This is a genomic window from Streptomyces sp. NBC_01317, assembly GCF_035961655.1.
In the GTDB taxonomy this organism is placed as follows: Bacteria; Actinomycetota; Actinomycetes; order Streptomycetales; family Streptomycetaceae; genus Streptomyces.
Window position 1 is genome coordinate 2,750,271 of record NZ_CP108393.1, and the last position, 17,540, is coordinate 2,767,810.

Sequence of the window (17,540 nt, forward strand, 5' to 3'; positions counted from 1 at the left end):
GTCAGTCGATGCCGAGCAGCAGACGGCTGTACCGTTCCCGGTTGATCTCGGCCGTGAACGCCGGATGCCGCGACGCGGTCCCGAGATCGCGCCAGATCCGCTGCACCGGACTCGCCAGGTCGAAGCGGCTCGCCCCGCCCACGTCCAGCAGCAGGTCCACCGCCTGGCGGATCTGCCGCGCGGCGAAGCTGATGTCCACCCGAAGGCGCGCCTGCACCACAGGAGTCAGCGCCACTCCGGTGCGCGCGGCCCAGTCGATGTCGTCGGCGGCGCGGCCCGCCTGGAGCACCGCGCTGTCGATGAGCGTGGCCGCGTCCGCCACATTCGCCTGGACGCCCGGGGCATCGACGGCCCGCGCATGCAGGCTCGCCGCCGAGACCACGGGACGGCCGCCCTTCAGCTTGTCCACGATCTGCTCGTACACCGCCCTGCCCATGCCCAGCAGCGATCCGATGAAGGGAACCATCAGGCCCTCGGGAAACGGCGTACGCGTCAGCGCTTCGTCCTCACCGCCACGCCGATAGGCGCCGGTCGCCGACCTGGAGAAGGACAGGAACCGCTCTTCCGGTACGAATACCTCCTCCGCCACCACACTGTCGCTGCCGGTGCCCCGCATGCCGGCCATGTGCCAGGTGTCCCGGGTGGAGAGTTCCGCCGTCGTCAGCAGCGCCACGCCCCGCTCCGGGGCGCCGCCCCGCTCGGTCACGACGTCGAGACCTATCCAGTCCGCGTGGTGCAGCCCCGAGGCCCAACCCCACTGACCGTCGAGGACAAGACCGCCGTCGACCGTGCGGACGGGGACGGGCACGCCGATCACCCCGCAGAGCGTCGCGTCGGGATTCCCGGCCCAGATCCGCTGCCGTACCGGGTCGCCCAACAGACCCGCGAAGACGCCGCCGCTGTAGAAGATGGACAGCACCCAGGCCGTCGAGGCACAGCCCCGGCCCAACTCCTCCAGAACCGCCAGCAGCGTACGCATTCCGGCCGCGTGACCGCCGTAGGCGGCCGGCACCGAGAGCCGGAGCAGACCCGCCTCCCGCAGGGCGGCGATGTTCTCCTCGGGCAGTTTCCGGTCGCGGTCCGCCCGGTCCGCGTTGTCCCGCAGAAGGGGTACGAGCTCTGCCGCCGCGGAGACGAGTGCCCGCTCTCCGCTGGTCAGGCCGCCGTACGACGGCCGTCCCGCGACCTCGACCCCCGGGTCGAGTGTGGTGAAGGCTTTCGGGTCAGTCATGCCGTCCAAGGCTAACCCCGAAGCGGCCATTTCATCCAATAGGGGACATTGACCAATAGGGGACGTTGGCGCTCCGGGGCGCCGCAGCCGTCTCCTGAGCCTCGGAGCCTAAGCCTCGGAGCCGCCCGTCCCCGCCGCGCCCACAGGGCCCGCCACCCCCGCCACCTTCGCCACATACCCCTCCGCCTTCTCCTCCTCGTAGAAGAAGTCCTCAAAATCCGCAGGGTCGTTGAAGCCGTTCGCGATACGGTCCGCGACCTCCGGGTGGTCCGTACCCGCCGCGATCAGGCGCAGGACGTGGTCCCGGGGCGGCTCCAGCATCGCGTTCGTCCACTTGGTGACGTGCCGCGCGCTCTCCCAGAAGCGGTCGAAGGCCGCCCGCATCCACGCCTCGTCGAACTCCCGTTCTCCGTGCGCGAGGATCGCGTCCAGATACACCGCCGCGCACTTCGACGCGGAGTTGGAACCCTGCCCGGTCACCGGGTCGTTGGCGACGACCACGTCCGCGACGCCCAGGACCAGACCGCCGCCCGGCAGCCGGCCGACCGGGTCGCGGACGGTCGGGGTGTAGCGCCCGCACAACGTCGCGTTCGCGTCGGTCAGTTCGATCTTCGTCGCCCGCCCGTACTCCCACGGCGTGAACCGCTCCATCAGCTCCAGGATGAGCGAGAGCACGTCCGCCGGATCCCGTACCCCCTCGAAGACGTCCAGCGGCCCGCCCGGCACCCCTTCCCAGAACAGGATGTCCGCGCGCCCACCGGTGGTGAGCGTCGGCATCACGAACAACTCCCCGACCCCTGGCACGAAGTTGCACCGGACCGCGTCGTCGTCGGGGTGCTCGGGCCGGGGGCCGAGCCCGTGCACGTACGCGACGGCCAGCGCCCTGCGCGGGCTGGTGTACGGCGAACGCGCGGCGTCGCGGGCGAACATGGAGACGATCTCGCCCTTGCCCGCCGAGACCAGGACGAGGTCGTACGTACGCGAGAAGTAGTCCAGGTCGGAGACGGCCGCGCCGTGGATGACCAACTGGCCCCCGCGCCGGGCGAAGGTGTCCATCCAGCCCGCCATCTTCACCCGCTGGTCGACGGATTGGGCGAACGCGTCGAGCCGGCCGAGCCAGTCCACGGGACGGGACAGCTCGGCCGGCGCGGCGGGATCGGCGACGGAGACGCCGACGCCCATGATCCTGGGCGCCTGCGCCGCCCAGAAGTCCAGCCGGAGATCACGTTCGTGCTGGAGAGCGGTGTGGAACATGCACTGGGTGGACATCACCCGGCCGGTCCTGATCTCGTCCGCCGTACGGTTCGACATCAGGGTTACCTCGTAGCCGTGCGACTGGAGTCCGAGGGCGAGTTGAAGCCCGGACTGACCGGCCCCGACGATGAGCACCCTCCGCACTTCGGTTACTCCGGCGAGGACGCGAGCGCGTGACGCACCAGGGTGAAGAGCGACTTGACCGCGGTGAGCCGCTCACGCGCGTCCATGATCAATATCGGTACGTGCTCCGGTACCGTCAGCGCCTCGCGCACGTCCTCCGGCTCGAAGGGCGGAGTGCCCTCGAAGTGGTTGACGGCCACGATGTACGGCAGTCCGCAGCTCTCGAAGTAGTCGAGCGCCGGGAAGCAGTCGGGCAGGCGCCGCGTGTCGGCCAGGACGACCGCGCCGATCGCGCCCCGTACCAGGTCGTCCCACATGAACCAGAACCGCTGCTGGCCCGGCGTACCGAACAGGTACAGCACCAGGTCGTCGTCGAGCGTGATGCGCCCGTAGTCCATCGCCACGGTCGTGGTGACCTTGTCGGGCGTGTGCGTGACGTCGTCCAGCTCGGCGCCCGCCTGGGTCATCAGCGCCTCGGTCTGGAGCGGCGGGATCTCGGAGACCGACCCGACGAAGGTCGTCTTGCCGACGCCGAACCCGCCCGCGATCACGATCTTGGTGGCGACGGGTGCGCGCGTACGGTCCAACTGCCAGGCCCTGGCGTCCTCTTCGGGCACCATGAGGGGCGCGTCGTCGGAGGCGTCCACCCTGGGAGTTGCGGCCTTCTTCCGCCCGGGGTTCCGGGTGAAGAGGTCCTGCGTGTCGGCGGCGCCGACCTCGTTCTTGTCCTTCTTGTCCTCGACCTCCCGGTCGGTGGCCTCGTGTCCGGTCGTCCCCTGTTCGGCGACATCGGAGAGGTCAGATACGGCGGAGTCCACTCAGCACCCTTTCCAGCAGCGCTCTGTCGGGCTGGCCGTCGCCGTGCCCTGTCCCGTACACACGAATCTTTCCCTGGTCGGCCAGGTCGCTGAGCAGCACCCTGACCACGCCCAACGGCATCTTGAGCAGCGCCGATATCTCGGCGACCGTACGCATACGGCGGCACAGCTCGACGATCGCCAGCATCTCCGGCATCACGCCCGCGGGCGGCCCGCCGTCGGTCAACTCCTTGCGTTCCTCGGCCGGTTCGATCGCGGCGACGAAGGTCTCCACGAGCAGGACATGGCCGAAGCGGGTCCGGCCGCCGGTGAGCGAGTAGGGCCGGACCCGGGTGGGCCTGCGGTCCGATCCGCGCACCGGCAGCCTGCGTCCCCGGTCGCCGCCCGCGCCGCCTCCGGTGCTGTCGGCGGTCGCACCGGTGGCACCGTCGGCGGGCGTCATTCGGCGCTCTCCATCGATTTGCGTAGCTCGTCCCGTACTTCGGGTGTCAGTACGTGTCCGGCGCGGCCCACGAACAGTGCCATGTGGTACGCCACCTCGCTCATGTCGCAGTCCGGGGTGGCGTGCACCCCGAGCAGCGAGCCGTCGCTGATCACCATGACGAAGACACTGCCCTCCTCCATGGCGACCATGGTCTGCTTGACCCCGCCGCCGTCCATCAGCTTGGCCGCGCCGATCGTGAGGCTGCCGATGCCGGACACGATGGTGGCCAGATCGGCGCTGGAGCCGCGCGGGCCTTCCCGGGTCACGGTGGTGGCCGCCTCGGCGTTCTGCTCCGGGTCGGAGGAGAGGAGCAGCAGTCCGTCGGACGAGACGACGGCGACCGAACGCGCTCCTGGTACCTCCTCGACCAGATTGCTCAACAGCCAGTGCAGGTTACGGGCTTCGCTGCTCAGTCCGAATGTGCCGGTCGCAGTCAACTGCGTGCCTCCTCGACTGTCTCCCCCGTCTCTTCGGTATGTACCGCGGTCCGCTCCCCGGGCGCTGTCTGCCCCGCGAGCTCGGCCTCGACGTCGCGCCGGCCGTTCTTCGCCCCCTGGTGGAAACCACCGAGCCTGCGGCGCAGCTCTTCCGCGTCGATGCTCCCGGTGCGCTCCTGGGGGGCGAGGGGAACCGGCGTGACGATCTTGGGGGTCCGTTTGGGCAGGCCCTTGTCGGTGACACGTTCCCCCCGTGCGGGGGCGGGGGATCCGTCCCCCGTCCGGGGCGGAGTCGCGCCCGGCTGCCGGGGCAGCCGCATCGTGAAGGTGTCCTGGTCGGGGGTACGTTCATGGGCGTCGGGCCCGATCGCGTACGGCCCTGGGGCGACGGGGGCGGGGGCGACGTCGCGTCCCGGTCGGGCAGGGGTGCCCTCGGGGGCGCCGGGCCCGTCTCCTCGTACGGAACCGTCTGACGAGGCGTCACGCGCCGTGGCGGCGGCCCGCAGAGCGGCCGCGGCGGCCTCCGCCGCGTCCACGCCGCCGACCTGGCCACCGGCCGCGCTCCGCGCCTCGGCGGCGGCCCACAGGGCCTCCTCGGCGGCAGCGGCGTCCTCGGCGTTCAGCCGGTCGACGGCCTCGCTCAGGGCGGCGGCGGCGGAGACGTGCTCCTGGTCCGGACCACCCGCCGAGGCGCCGTGCGCTTCGGCCGCGTCCACCCCACCCACCTGACCGCTCGCGGCGCTCCGCGCTTCCGCGGCGGCCCAGAGGGCCTCCTCCGCGGCGGCGGCAGCGGCGGCGTCCTCGGTGTTCAATCGGCTGAGGGCCTCGCTCAACGCGTCGGTCGCGGCGGAGACGGGCACGGCACCCGTGACGGCCCCGGCCCCCTTGCTCCGCGCCTCGGCGGCGGCCCACAGCGCTTCTTCGTCGGCGTCAGCGTCCCGAGCGGCCTCGGCGCCCCCAGCGGCCCCACTCCGGCCGTTCCGGGCCTCGGCGGCGGCCCACAGCGCTTCGTCGTCGGCGTCAGCGTCCCGAGCGGGCCCGACGGCCCCACTCCGCGCGTTCCGCGCCTCGGCAGCGGCCCACAGCGCTTCCTCGGCTTCCGCCGGGTCCACATCGGTGCCGCGGCCCGACACGAGGGCATCCGCCGCGTCCCCGCCCACGCCCGCCGCGTCCCGACCCGGGCCGGCGACGCCGCGGGCCTCCGCAGCCGCCCAGAGCGCCTCCTCGGCGGCATCCGCCGAGTCCACACCGGCGCCCCGCGCCGGTACGGCCGCGTCCGCCGCGTCCCGAACGGATCCGGGAGCCCCACTGCGGGCTTCCGCAGCCGCCCACAACGCTTCCTCGGCAGCCTCGCGCAACTTCCCACCGGCGCCCCGCCCCCGCGCGGCAGCCTCCGCCGCGTCCGGAGCCGTGTCCACGCCGGTGTCCGTGTCCCGAGCGCGCGCGGCGGCCGCGTTACGGGCCTCCGCCGCCGCCCACAAGGCTTCCTCGTCGGCGTCCGCCGACTTCCCGCCGGCGCCCCGCCGCGGCAGGACGGTGCCCGCCGCGTCCGGACCCGCACCCGTGTCCGTGCCCCGGGCGCGCGCAGCGCCGTCCGCCGCGTCCGCACCCAGGGCCGCCTCGCCGGACGGGTCCCCGGCCTCGGCGCGGTCGCCCGCCCCGGCGTCGACGCCGGGCCGCGCACCCGCGCGGATGCCGGCCCCCGGGCGGTCGCCCGCCGGGTCGTCGGCGTCGGCGGAAACCGCGTGCAGCGACCCCGTCGCCTCCGCCTTCAGGATCGCCTGTTCCGCCGCCACCACCAACGGATCCGGTTCCGGTTCCGAACGGCCCGGCAGCGCGTTGGAGTTGGACTCCGCCACCGACCCCGGCAGCCGGAACGTCGGCGCCTTGTCCGCCTGCTTGTCCTTCGGCCGCGGCTCCCGCGGCTCCGCCGCCACCGCCGGGAGCAGTGCCTGCGGCAGTACGACCACCGCCGCCACGCCCCCCTGCTCGTGCTCGCGCAGTTCGACCCGTACGCCATGACGCGCGGCCAGCAGCCCGGTCACGCGGAGTCCCAGTCCGTCGGCCACCTGCCCGGTGCCCGCCTCCGGCTCCGCCGTCGGCTCGGCGAGGAGCGCGTTCAGCTCCTCCAGCCGCGCCGCCGACAGGCCGACGCCCTGGTCCTCGACGGAGAGCATCACCTCGCCGTTCTCCAACAGCCAGCCGGACAGCTCCACTTCGGCGTCCGACGGCGAGAACGACGCGGCGTTCTCCAGCAGTTCGGCCACCAGGTGGCTGAGGTCGTCCGCGACGAACCCGGCCACCTGGATGTGCTGCGGCAGCTCATGGATCGTGACCCGCTCGTACCGCTCGATCTCGCTGACGGCCGCACGCAGGACGTCCACCAGCGGCACGGGCCCGGTGGGCGCGTGGGCGTGTTCGTACCCCGCGAGCAGCAGCAGGTTCTCGCTGTGCCGCCGCATGACCGTAGCCAGGTGGTCGACCTTGAAGAGCGTGGCGAGGCGGTCGGGCTCCTGCTCCCGCTCCTCCAGACCCTCGATGACGGCGAGTTGGCGCTCGACCAGCCCGAGCGTGCGCAGCGACAGGTTGACGAAGGTGTGGTGCACGGTGTGGCGCAGCTGCTGGAGCTGGACGCCGATCTCGGCGGTGGCCTCCTGGAGTTCGGAGCGCTGCGCCACGACCTTCTCGCGCGCGCCGATCAAGTCGCTGCGGTCGCTGTCCAGTTGGTCCGTACGGCTGGAGAGGTCGAGGAGCTTGCCGTGCAGCGCGTTGAGGGACCGTACGACCTGGGCGAACTCGTCGTTGCGGCCGGTGAACCTGATCGGCTCTTCGGTCTCGGGCGCGCCCGCGACCCGGGCCGCGCCGATCCGCAGGACGGCGAGCGGCCGGGTGAGCGTACGGGCGACGGCCGTGGACACGCCGACGGCGATCAGCAGACAGCCGCCGAGGAGCGCGACACGCAGCTCCAGGTCGGTGACGCCGTCGTCGCGCAACTTCTCCAACTGGGCGACCTGGCTGGAGCCGAGGCCGGACTCGACGCCGCGCATCTGGTCGATCCGGGCGGAGAGCGCGGCGCCGACCTTCTCCTGGTCCGCCTGACGCTCGGACTCGGACAGCTCGGGCCGGTCGGTGAGCTGGGTGAGGAAGCCGTCGGCGGCCTTGACGTCAGGGCCTGTGACGGTGGCCGCGAAGGAGTCCCGTGCCTCGGCGCCCGCGGCCTGGTCGAAGTCGGCGAGGGCGCCCAGTTCCCGGACGCGGGACTGCTGGGCGGCCGCGCTGAGGGAGTCGCGGAGCTCGTCGTTCTTCTTGCTGTCGCCGCCGGCGGACGGTTCGAGGGCCAGACCGGTGACCGGGTCGATCTGCGGCTGCGCGCTCTGCCCGCCGGGCACGGCGAGCGCGGCGAGCAGCAGTCCGCGGGTGGCGGAGGCCTGCTCGACGGCGCGGCCGAGGTCGGCGGGCGCGCGGGTGCCGTCGGCGGCCTCGGCCGGGGCCTTCTCGGCCAGTTCGTCGGCGAGGGCCTGGAGCTTGGCGATGACGTCCGAATACGCGCGGTACGCCTCCAGGGCCGAGCCCTTGCCGGTGAGGGCGGCGCGCCGGAGGGAGGGGACGGTGGCGAGATCGCGGAGGAGGCCGGGTGAGGCCGTCGCGGCGGCGCGGATCTCGTCGATCTGGCGGTCGACGCGGGTGCTGCGGGTCGCGGAGACCTCGTGCCCGCTCTTCTTGCCGCCGTCGGCGCCGCCCCCCTCGCCGCTGTCACCGTCGCCGCCCGCCTGCTCGCGCCCCGCCGCGATGAACACGACGACCTCGTCGCGCTCGTCCGCGAGGGAGTGGGAGAGGGTCACGGCCTGCTGGTTCAGCTGGGCGAGGGTGACCAGGTTCTGCGCGTCGTTGAGGTCGGCGGAGACGATGAGGAGGCCGGGAGCGCCCGCCGCGACGACGGTCACCCCCACGAGGGCGACGCCGACGACGAGCCGGTTGCGCACCCGCGCCCGGCGTCCGGCGGGGACGGCAGCCGCACCCGTGGCACCGGTGGCGCCCGTGACGCCGGTGGACACACCGCCGGTGGGCACGCCGGTGACACCGGTGGTCCCGTTCGCTCCAGGGTTCAAGGGGCCGCCCGGAGTCTCACCGCGCGTGACGCCGTTGCCCCGAGGCCGCTTCTTTCGCACCGGTGCTCACATTCTTGTTCTCGTCCGCCCATGAAGCGGAGATGACATCCGGTCAGCGACGAGACATCGGCCGCTCCGCCACCTGAACGAGTCAACATCACAGAGGAGTTGACCAACAACTCTTCCCAGGGGGCGCACTACCGGAACCTGTTACGCCGGGTGGACCTTACGCGCACGCTTTGGCAGGATGCGCGCCCGCAGCTCCCCGGAAGGGCGCTCCACCACCGAAACACACCGTCTGACCTGGGTGTAAAGGCCACTGACCAACCATGCAGACGGCGTGAAGGACCCATGCGGAAGGGTGCGGGGCTCGTGCAGACTGGCTCCCATGCGCATCGAACTCGTCACCGCTCCCGGCACCGCCGAACGCCCCAATGAGGACTGGACAGCCGTGTCACTGCCCGCGAGCGGTGAGGGCGGTGTGCTGGTGGTCCTGGACGGGGTGACCCCGCCGGCGGGTGACGACGGTTGTGACGGTTGTGTCCACGGTGTGCCCTGGTTCACCGCCCGGCTGGGCGGCGCACTGGTCGAACTGTCCGGTTCACGGCGGGATATGACCCTCGGCGCGATCCTCTCCGCGGCGATCCGGCGCACGGCGGACGCTCACCGTGACACCTGTGACCTTTCTCACGTACGGACGCCTCAGGCAACGGTCGTCATGGTCCGCTGGGGCACGGACGCGGTGGAGCACCTGGTGCTCTCGGACTCGACCCTGCTGCTGGAGTCACCGGACGGCGCGGTACGGGCCGTGCTGGACGACCGCCTGGACCGGATCCCCCGGGAGGCCCTGCGCCTGGTCGCCACGGCGGACGCCCTGCGCAACGCCGAGGGCGGCTTCTTCACGGCGGCGGCGGACCCGGCGGTGGCATCGAGGGCGGTGACGGGCCGGACGCCCGCGGCGGAGGTGCGGAGCGCCCTGGCCCTCACGGACGGGGCGGCGCGGTGGGTGGAGATGTTCCGGGAGGGCGGTTGGGCGGACTGCCTGGCGCTGGTACGCAAGAGCGGCCCGCAGGAGCTGGTGGACCGGGTACGGGCGGCGGAGTCGGCGGACCCGGACGGGGCGGTGTTCCGGCGCTGGAAGACGAGTGACGACGCGACGGTGGCGTACGTGGAGGTGTGACGTACGCGCGGATCTCCTCGTGCTGGTGCCCCCACCTACACGCGACTGTTCAACTGATGAAGGAGCCTGGCCAGCTCGGCGACCTCGGTGCGGTCCCATTCGGCGAGCCGGCGTACGTACATGTCGCGGCGCGCGTCCCGCACCTGGCGGAAGCGGGCCAGGCCCTCGTCGGTGATCCGCACGAGCGAGGCGCGCCCGTCGGCGGGGTCGGGCTCGCGGGTGACGAGGCCCAGCTCCTCCAGGGCGCGCAGCTGGCGGCTCATGGTGGCCTTGCCGACGCCGAAGTACCCGGCGAGGGCGGTGGCGCGCTGGCTGCCGCTCTCCTCCAGCCGTACGAGCAGTCCGTACGCGGCGGGCTCCAGCTCCGGGTGGACCTCGCGGGCCATCTCGCCGGAGTTGGCTCTGGCGCGGCGCAGGAAGACGGCCAGCTCGCGCTCCAGCGCGAGGAACTCGTGGTCCACCCCGCGCCCGCCCGCCGGGGCCCGGTCGTGTGCCGTACCGCTCGCGTGTACGTCAGCAGCCATCGCGCGCTTTCCCGCTCCTGAAGGTTTACCTGGCCGGCGGCCGTTGCCGCGGGTTTCCGAACAGTATTTCGCAGGCTCGTAGGAGTGGCGTCAGCGTGCCGCGCCGCGTACGGGTGGGTGACCGTGCGTAGCGTCGTGATCCCTGTCCGAACCCCCGGACCGCCCGCCCCTGGAGGCACCACCCATGCCCAAGCCCCGATCCACGACGACCGGCCGCTTGTTACGGTCCACGGCGGCCACGCTCCTGGCCGTCCCCCCGCTCCTCCTCACGCTCCCGGCGACGGCAACGTCGGCCGCCCCCGAGCCGGTCCCCCCGACGAGGGGATCGGCGCACATGGGCACGGGGGTTCTGGCACACGAGGGCGGGGGCGGCGGCCTGCCCGCGAGCCTGCGGGCGGCCCAGACAGAGGGTGTGGACGTCTCCAGCCACCAGAAGGACGTCGACTGGGCCAAGCTGTGGGACAGCGGGGTGAAGTGGGCCTACGTAAAAGCCACCGAAGGCAGCTACTACAAGAATCCCTACTTCGGCCAGCAGTACGAGGGCTCGTACAACACCGGGATGATCCGAGGCGCGTACCACTTCGCCGCCCCGGACGACTCCGGCGGCGCCGAGCAGGCGACGTACTTCGCGGACGGCGGCGGGACGTGGTCCTCCGATGGGAGGACGCTGCCGGGGGTCCTGGACATCGAGTGGAACCCGTACGGCGCGGCCTGCTACGGCAAGACCCCGGCCCAACTGGTCTCCTGGATCCGCGACTTCCTGACGACGTACAAGACGCGCACGGGCCGCGCGGCCCTGATCTACACGTCCACGAAGTGGTGGCGCGACTGCACGGACGACTACGCGGGCTTCGGCACCACGAACCCTCTCTGGATCGCCCGCTACGACACGACGGTCGGCGAACTCCCGGCGGGCTGGGAGTACCAGACGATCTGGCAGTACACGTCCTCAGGCCCGACGGTAGGAGACCACAACAAGTTCAACGGCCCCCTCTCAGGCGTCAAGTCCCTGGCCACCGGCTGACCACTACGGGCTCCGGCGCCCGGCGACGGGGACGGGGACGCACACGGTCTTGAACGCGACCCACACCGTCTTGCCGACCACGTGTTCGGTGACGCCGAAGTCGTCCGCGACCTCGGACGCCAACATCAGCCCCCGGCCGTCGCAGCTCTCCATCCCGGGAGACTGCACGGCCGGGTGTCCGCCACCGCTGTCGCGCACCTCCAGCCGGACGAGCAGCCCCTCCACCGAGATCTGGACGCACATTTCCCGGCCTGGAGGCACGCCATGGAGAAGTGCGTTCGTGGCGAGCTCCGAGACGCATAACCGAATGTCGTCCTGCCGGTCGGACACGCCCCACTCCGTGAGAGTGCCCGTGACGAAGTCCCGCGCGGAGCGCACGGACTTCCGGGCTCGGGGAAATCGTTGCTGCCGTGAAAGGGACACGGCTCATCACCGCCTTGATCCTAGGCTCTCCGATCGATGAAACCTTATCGCTATCCGCGAAAGGCGACAAGGTAATCTTGAGGCGCAGGGCCCAACACGGCGTCTCACTTACTGTGTAAAGCGGCAAGGTGCACCATGGTCAGCAACCGCCCCCGCAGGGCCACCAGGAGCAGGAGGACGTCGTGAGCGTCAGCGAGTGGGTCAGTTCCTCATTGCCGTATCTGACTCCCCGACCCGATGGACAACAGGACGCCTGGGGTGCGGAGGTGGCCGCGCGCGGGCGGCGGGGCAGTCAGCGCGTCGTCCACGCGGGCGAGGTGCCGGCGTCTCCGGATGTGGCAGGCCTGCTGGGGCTCGACGGAGAAGAGACCGTGATCGTGCGCAGGCGGATGATGTACCTCGAAGACCGGCCCTGCGAGCTCACGGACACCTACTACCCCGCCGCCATCGCGCGCGGCACCCGTCTGGCCGGGACGGCCAAGATCCCCGGCGGGGCCGTCACCCTCCTCGCCGAGCTGGGTCACGTGGGCGTGCGGGTCCGTGAGGACGTGACCGCCCGTCTGCCCGGCGAAGAGGAGCAAGGGGCCCTGGACATCCCACCCGGCGAACCCGTGCTGCACCTGACGCGCGTCGCCTTCGACAGCGCCGACCGGCCCATCCAGCTCGACCTGATGACCATGCCCGCCCGGCTCCAGCGGCTGCGGTACGAGATCCGGATCGGCTGACCATGCCCAGGACCGAGGAAGACGCGTACGACCGCCGGTCGCTCCACGAGCGGCTGGCCGCCGACCTGCGCGACGAGATCATGACCGGCGAGCTGGCGCCCGGCGCCAAGGTGCCCTCCACGGCCCGGCTCAAGGAGCGGTTCGACGCCTCCAGCGCCACCGTGCAGAAGGCGCTGCAACTCCTCAAGGACGAGCGGCTGGTCGTCGGCCGCGCGGGCGCCGCCGTGACCGTACGGGAGCACCGGCAGCGGACCGTACGGCCCGCCGACTACATGGCACCGGCCGAGGCCGGGGAGCCGTACCGCTGGTTGAGTGAGGCAGCGAAACAGGGCGCCCCGGCCCGGAGCAAGCTCATCGCCGTCGCCGAGGTCACCGCACCGGCCGATGTCGCCGCCTCCCTGGGCCTGCCGGAGGGCGGCACCGCCCTGCTCCGCCACCAGTTGCTGACGCAGGACGACGAACCCGTGGAGCTCGTGCACTCGTACTACCCGCCGGGCATCGCCCGCGGTACGCCGCTCATGGAACGCAGCCGGATCAAGGGTGGCACCCCGACGCTCCTGGCCGGCCTCGGGCATCCGCCCCGCCTGAGCGTCGACCACGTCTCCGCCCGGGTGCCCACACAGGAGCAGTACGAGGCGCTGCGGCTGCCCGGCGACCTCCCCGTACTGCGTACGTTGCGCGTCGTCTACAGCGACGACCACCGCCCGATCGAGGCCACCGTCATGGTCAAGGCCGGTCATCTCTACGAGTTGCGGTACGAGTTCACGGCGGAGTGAGACGGCCGCGCCCGCCCGGAACGTACATTCCAGGCGGGCGCGGCCGTCATCAGCAGGCCGGGGCCCTTATGCCGCCGCCGGGACCCTCATCTCCGCCGGGGACAGGGCGATGTCCAGGACCTGGCGCACGTCCGTCACCGGGTGGATCTCCAGTTTGTCCAGGATCTCCCCCGGGACGTCGTCCAGGTCCGCCTCGTTGCGCTTCGGGATCACGACCGTCGTGATGCCCGCGCGGTGGGCCGCCAGGAGCTTCTGCTTCAGGCCGCCGATGGGCAGGACGCGGCCGGTCAGCGAGACCTCGCCCGTCATGGCGACGTCCGTGCGGACCAGACGGCCGCTCAGGAGCGAGGCCAGGGCCGTGGTCATCGTGATGCCCGCACTCGGGCCGTCCTTCGGGACCGCGCCCGCCGGGAAGTGGATGTGCACGCCCCGGTCCTTGAGGTCCGCGACCGGCAGTTCCAGTTCCGCGCCGCGCGAGCGGAGGAACGAGAGCGCGATCTGTGCCGACTCCTTCATCACGTCACCCAGCTGACCGGTCAGGGTCAGACCCGAACCGCCCGTCTCCGGGTCGGCCAGCGACGCCTCCACGAAGAGGACGTCACCCCCCGCGCCGGTGACCGCGAGGCCCGTCGCCACGCCCGGGACCGCCGTGCGGCGCTCCGCCGGGTCCTGGGCGGACTCGGGGACGTGGTGCGGACGGCCGATCAGCTTGCGCAGGTCGTCCGGGCCCAGCGTGAACGGCAGTTCCCTGCGACCCAGTTCGTGTTCCGCCGCGACCTTGCGGAGGAGTCTGGCGATGGACCGCTCCAGGTTACGGACGCCCGCCTCGCGGGTGTACTCGCCCGCCAGCCGGCGCAGCGCCTCGTCCTCCAGCGTGACCTCGCCGGGCTCCAGGCCCGCGCGCTCCAGTTGCCGGGGCAGCAGGTGGTCCCTGGCGATGACGACCTTCTCGTCCTCGGTGTAGCCGTCGAGCCTGACCAGCTCCATCCGGTCGAGCAGCGCCTCCGGGATCGCCTCCAGGACGTTCGCCGTGGCGAGGAACACCACGTCGGACAGGTCCAGTTCGACCTCCAGGTAGTGGTCGCGGAAGGTGTGGTTCTGCGCCGGGTCCAGGACTTCGAGCAGCGCCGCCGCCGGGTCGCCCCGGTAGTCGGAGCCGACCTTGTCGATCTCGTCCAGCAGGACGACCGGGTTCATCGAACCGGCCTCCTTGATCGCCCGGACGATACGGCCCGGCAGCGCGCCGACGTACGTACGCCGGTGTCCGCGGATCTCCGCCTCGTCACGGACGCCGCCCAGCGCCACCCGCACGAACTTACGTCCCATGGAGTGCGCGACCGATTCGCCCAGCGAGGTCTTGCCGACGCCGGGAGGGCCGACCAGGGCCAGTACGGCGCCGCCGCGACGTCCGCCGACCACCCCGAGCCCGCGCTCCGCGCGCCGCTTGCGCACGGCCAGGTACTCCGTGATGCGCTCCTTCACGTCCTCCAGGCCCGCGTGCTCGGCGTCGAGGACGCGCTGGGCGCCCCTGATGTCGTACTCGTCCTCGGTCCTGACGTTCCAGGGCAGTTCGAGCACGGTGTCCAGCCACGTGCGGATCCAGGAGCCCTCGGGGCTCTGGTCCGACGAGCGCTCCAGCTTCTCGACCTCCTTGAGGGCGGCCTCCCGCACCTTCTCGGGCAGGTCGGCGGCCTCGACACGGGTCCGGTAGTCGTCGGACTCGTCCTCGTCACCCTCGCCGTTCAGGCCGCGCAGTTCCTTCCGTACGGCTTCGAGCTGGCGCCGCAGCAGGAACTCCCGCTGCTGCTTGTCGACGCCCTCCTGGACGTCCTTGGCGATGGACTCCGCGACGTCCTGCTCCGCCAGGTGTTCCCGGAGCTGGTCGGTGGCGAGCTTGAGCCGGGCCACCGGGTCGGTGGTCTCCAGCAGCTCGACCTTCTGCGCGGTCGACAGGAACGGTGAGTACCCGGCGTTGTCCGCCAGCTGCGACACGTCGTCGATCTGCTGGACGCGGTCGACCACCTGCCACGCGCCGCGCTTCTTCAGCCAGTCCGCGGCGAGGGCCTTGTACTCCTTCATCAGGTCGGTGACGGCCCCGGGCAGCGGGTCCGGCGCCAGTTCCTCGACGCTCAGGCCCTCGACCCAGAGGGCCGCGCCGGGTCCCGATGTCCCCGCGCCGATCTGCACGCGGCCCCGGCCGCGGATCAGTGCGCCGGGGTCGCCGTCGGAGAGCCGGCCGACCTGTTCGACGGTGCCGCGCACGCCCGTGCCGGCGTACGTCCCGTCGATGCGCGGGACGAGCAGCACCTGCGGCTTCCCCCCGCCGCCTTCGGCGCGGGCGGCGGCCTGCGCGGCCTCCACGGCCGCCCGGACCTCGGCGTCGGACAGGTCGAGCGGAACCACCATTCCGGGCAGCACGACCTCGTCGTCGAGCGGCAGCACGGGAAGCGTGAGCGATGTGGACGTGAGAGCCATGATCTCCCCTTCGGCATTCAAGTTGAGCTATACCGGCTCAATGCTTGTGAGCCTTCTGTTGTTCCCCTGGGGGCGTTCGCTCTGAGCGATCACTCTCGTACAGCGGTCCGGAGGCGGTCCTCGCACGCGTCACGGCAGGTCCTGCCGGGGGCGGGGCCTCGTACCGGAGGCGGGGCTCGGGGGCTGTAACGCCCCGAAGGGGGTGACGCTTCCCGTACCCGAATCGGTTTGTCGGCGGCCTGCGCCGCGCACCAGGATGGGACCGAGAGCGAAGACACCAGCAGACCCCTCGGAGAGGCCGCACCATGCCCGTATCCGTCCAGGCACCAGGCCCGGAATCGCACCAGTCGGCGGATCACCCGGATCACGACGACCGCCCCGTCGTCCTCGACCGCCGCGACGGCCCGTACGGCGAGGTCGTCCTCCGGCGGCGCGGCGCCGAGCTGGAGATCATCGCCAACGGGTGCTTCCTGATGGACACCTCCGACGGCCGCTCCGAGCGCCTCCTCATCGACGCCGCCCTCGCCGCCCTCCCCGAGGACCGGCGTGGGCAACGGCCCTCCGTCCTCGTCGGCGGACTCGGCGTCGGCTTCTCCCTCGCGCACGCCGCCGCCGACCCCCGCTGGGGCAGGATCGTGGTCGTCGAGCGCGAACAGGCCGTCATCGACTGGCACCGCACCGGCCCGCTCGCCCGGATCTCCGGCGCGGCGCTCGCGGACCCGCGCACGGTGATCCTGCACACCGATCTGGTCGACCACGTGAAGACCGCCACGGACAGCTACGACGCCCTGTGCCTCGACATCGACAACGGACCCGACTGGACGGTCACCGAGGACAACGGGAGTCTGTACACGCCGGCCGGGCTCGCGGCGTGCCGCGACCGCCTCAACCCCGGCGGTGTGCTGGCCATTTGGTCCGCTCGGCCGTCCCCCGCCTTCGGCGAAGCGCTACGGAATGCCGGGTTCGGTGGAGTTGCTGCCGAAGAGATCCCTGTTGCCCGGGGCGTACCGGACGTCGTTCATCTCGCCGCTCGCACTGCGTAGCCGTGACCCTGTTCCTGCCTCTACGCTGCTCCCGACACACGCGATCTCCCTCTACACGGAGCACCCGGAGACCGCGGACGACGGATCGACGATCGCGGAACGCGTACCAGCCAGCAGGGGCGGGGCCATGGAGCAGACACAGACCAGCCACAACGGGGTCGCGGCGACGCCGGGAGCCCAGCGAAGGGTCCTGGTCGTCGAGGACGACGCGACCATCGTCGACGCCATCGCCGCGCGGCTGCGGGCCGAGGGTTTCCTGGTCCAGACGGCGGTGGACGGCCCCGCCGCCGTCGACGCGGCCGAGGCCTGGCAGCCGGACGTGATGGTCCTCGACGTGATGCTGCCCGGCTTCGACGGCCTGGAGGTCTGCCGCCGCGTCCAGGCGCAGCGCCCCGTGCCGGTGCTGATGCTGACCGCCCGCGACGACGAGACCGACATGCTCGTGGGACTCGGCGTCGGCGCCGACGACTACATGACCAAGCCCTTCTCCATGCGGGAGCTGGCGGCGCGCGTGCACGTGCTGCTGCGCCGCGTGGAGCGCGCGGCGCTGGCCGCCGTCACCCCCCGCAGCGGCATCCTGCGCCTCGGCGAGCTGGAGATCGACCACGCGCAGCGCCGGGTACGGGTGCGCGGTGAGGACGTCCACCTGACGCCCACCGAGTTCGACCTGCTGGTCTGCCTGGCGAGCACCCCCCGCGCGGTGCTCTCCCGCGAGCAGCTCCTCGCCGAGGTGTGGGACTGGGCGGACGCGTCGGGCACCCGTACGGTCGACAGCCACATCAAGGCGCTGCGCCGGAAGATCGGCGCCGAGCGGATCCGTACGGTCCACGGGGTGGGGTACGCCCTGGAGACCCCGGCCCCATGACCCGCTCCCGGGACGGCGCGCGCCGGGGAGCCGCCCCGCGCGGCGGTCG

Annotated in this window: 14 protein-coding genes and 1 pseudogene; 6 read left to right on the plus strand and 9 right to left on the minus strand. The window is 72.1% G+C overall.

Annotated features, from left to right (window positions below):
- Position 1 precedes the first annotated feature (1 nt).
- The 6 genes and pseudogenes from OG349_RS11485 to OG349_RS34820 form a co-directional block, all read right to left on the minus strand.
- On the minus strand, positions 2–1,231 hold the full coding sequence (locus OG349_RS11485; protein WP_327234519.1) for an acyl-CoA dehydrogenase family protein: 1,230 nt from the start codon (positions 1,229–1,231) through the stop codon (positions 2–4).
- A gap of 108 nt (positions 1,232–1,339) precedes the next feature.
- On the minus strand, positions 1,340–2,629 hold the full coding sequence (locus OG349_RS11490) for a styrene monooxygenase/indole monooxygenase family protein (RefSeq protein WP_327234520.1): 1,290 nt from the start codon (positions 2,627–2,629) through the stop codon (positions 1,340–1,342).
- A gap of 5 nt (positions 2,630–2,634) precedes the next feature.
- Complete coding sequence (locus tag OG349_RS11495) at positions 2,635–3,228, minus strand: GTP-binding protein (protein ID WP_327238532.1); 594 nt, start codon at positions 3,226–3,228, stop codon at positions 2,635–2,637.
- 178 nt (positions 3,229–3,406) lie between these two features.
- Complete coding sequence (locus tag OG349_RS11500; RefSeq protein WP_327234521.1) at positions 3,407–3,868, minus strand: DUF742 domain-containing protein; 462 nt, start codon at positions 3,866–3,868, stop codon at positions 3,407–3,409.
- Positions 3,865–4,347: a roadblock/LC7 domain-containing protein gene (locus OG349_RS11505; RefSeq protein WP_161312859.1), complete on the minus strand. Its 483-nt coding sequence runs from the start codon at positions 4,345–4,347 to the stop codon at positions 3,865–3,867. The genes OG349_RS11500 and OG349_RS11505 overlap by 4 nt, the downstream gene beginning before the upstream one ends.
- A 1,613-nt stretch (positions 4,348–5,960) precedes the next feature.
- Positions 5,961–8,516: pseudogene (locus OG349_RS34820) on the minus strand (sensor histidine kinase); the annotation flags it as partial.
- A 328-nt stretch (positions 8,517–8,844) separates the two neighbouring features.
- Between OG349_RS34820 and OG349_RS11515 the strand changes: the two are divergent.
- A complete protein-coding gene (locus OG349_RS11515) occupies positions 8,845–9,636 on the plus strand; it encodes a hypothetical protein (protein ID WP_327234522.1) in 792 nt (263 codons plus the stop codon).
- A gap of 35 nt (positions 9,637–9,671) precedes the next feature.
- Here OG349_RS11515 and OG349_RS11520 read toward each other — a convergent pair whose 3' ends face one another.
- Entirely contained in the window at positions 9,672–10,160 is a 489-nt protein-coding gene (locus OG349_RS11520) for a MarR family winged helix-turn-helix transcriptional regulator (protein WP_327234523.1), read from the minus strand.
- A gap of 184 nt (positions 10,161–10,344) precedes the next feature.
- Here OG349_RS11520 and OG349_RS11525 point away from each other — a divergent pair, with 184 nt between their 5' ends.
- Complete coding sequence (locus OG349_RS11525) at positions 10,345–11,184, plus strand: lysozyme (protein ID WP_327234524.1); 840 nt, start codon at positions 10,345–10,347, stop codon at positions 11,182–11,184.
- Between the two features lie 3 nt (positions 11,185–11,187).
- Here OG349_RS11525 and OG349_RS11530 read toward each other — a convergent pair whose 3' ends face one another.
- Positions 11,188–11,607, minus strand: coding sequence for an ATP-binding protein (locus OG349_RS11530; RefSeq protein ID WP_327234525.1), 420 nt, complete (start codon positions 11,605–11,607; stop codon positions 11,188–11,190).
- A 182-nt stretch (positions 11,608–11,789) separates the two neighbouring features.
- Between OG349_RS11530 and OG349_RS11535 the strand changes: the two genes are divergently transcribed.
- Together OG349_RS11535 and OG349_RS11540 are read left to right on the plus strand one after the other, a co-directional pair.
- Positions 11,790–12,332, plus strand: coding sequence for a GntR family transcriptional regulator (locus OG349_RS11535; protein ID WP_327234526.1), 543 nt, complete (start codon positions 11,790–11,792; stop codon positions 12,330–12,332).
- Positions 12,333–12,334: 2 nt separating this feature from the next.
- On the plus strand, positions 12,335–13,108 hold the full coding sequence (locus OG349_RS11540; RefSeq protein ID WP_327234527.1) for a GntR family transcriptional regulator: 774 nt from the start codon (positions 12,335–12,337) through the stop codon (positions 13,106–13,108).
- Between the two features lie 66 nt (positions 13,109–13,174).
- Here OG349_RS11540 and lon read toward each other — a convergent pair whose 3' ends face one another.
- A complete protein-coding gene (gene lon / locus OG349_RS11545) occupies positions 13,175–15,583 on the minus strand; it encodes an endopeptidase La (RefSeq protein WP_327234528.1) in 2,409 nt (802 codons plus the stop codon).
- A gap of 305 nt (positions 15,584–15,888) precedes the next feature.
- Between lon and OG349_RS11550 the strand changes: the two genes are divergently transcribed.
- Positions 15,889–16,626 carry a spermidine synthase gene (locus OG349_RS11550; RefSeq protein WP_327234529.1) on the plus strand — a complete coding sequence of 246 codons (738 nt, stop codon included), beginning with the start codon at positions 15,889–15,891 and terminating at the stop codon, positions 16,624–16,626.
- Positions 16,627–16,753: 127 nt separating this feature from the next.
- On the plus strand, positions 16,754–17,491 hold the full coding sequence (locus tag OG349_RS11555) for a response regulator transcription factor (RefSeq protein ID WP_161311201.1): 738 nt from the start codon (positions 16,754–16,756) through the stop codon (positions 17,489–17,491).
- The last annotated feature ends 49 nt before the right edge of the window (positions 17,492–17,540 follow it).

Coding starts and splice junctions, on each gene's coding strand:
- OG349_RS11485 (WP_327234519.1), bottom strand. CDS start 1,231: ATGACTGACCCGAAAGCCTTCACCACACTCGACCCGGGGGTCGAGGTC.
- OG349_RS11495 (WP_327238532.1), bottom strand. CDS start 3,228: ATGGTGCCCGAAGAGGACGCCAGGGCCTGGCAGTTGGACCGTACGCGC.
- OG349_RS11500 (WP_327234521.1), bottom strand. CDS start 3,868: ATGACGCCCGCCGACGGTGCCACCGGTGCGACCGCCGACAGCACCGGA.
- OG349_RS11515 (WP_327234522.1), top strand. CDS start 8,845: ATGCGCATCGAACTCGTCACCGCTCCCGGCACCGCCGAACGCCCCAAT.
- OG349_RS11520 (WP_327234523.1), bottom strand. CDS start 10,160: ATGGCTGCTGACGTACACGCGAGCGGTACGGCACACGACCGGGCCCCG.
- OG349_RS11525 (WP_327234524.1), top strand. CDS start 10,345: ATGCCCAAGCCCCGATCCACGACGACCGGCCGCTTGTTACGGTCCACG.
- OG349_RS11540 (WP_327234527.1), top strand. CDS start 12,335: ATGCCCAGGACCGAGGAAGACGCGTACGACCGCCGGTCGCTCCACGAG.
- lon (WP_327234528.1), bottom strand. CDS start 15,583: ATGGCTCTCACGTCCACATCGCTCACGCTTCCCGTGCTGCCGCTCGAC.
- OG349_RS11550 (WP_327234529.1), top strand. CDS start 15,889: ATGCCCGTATCCGTCCAGGCACCAGGCCCGGAATCGCACCAGTCGGCG.
- OG349_RS11555 (WP_161311201.1), top strand. CDS start 16,754: ATGGAGCAGACACAGACCAGCCACAACGGGGTCGCGGCGACGCCGGGA.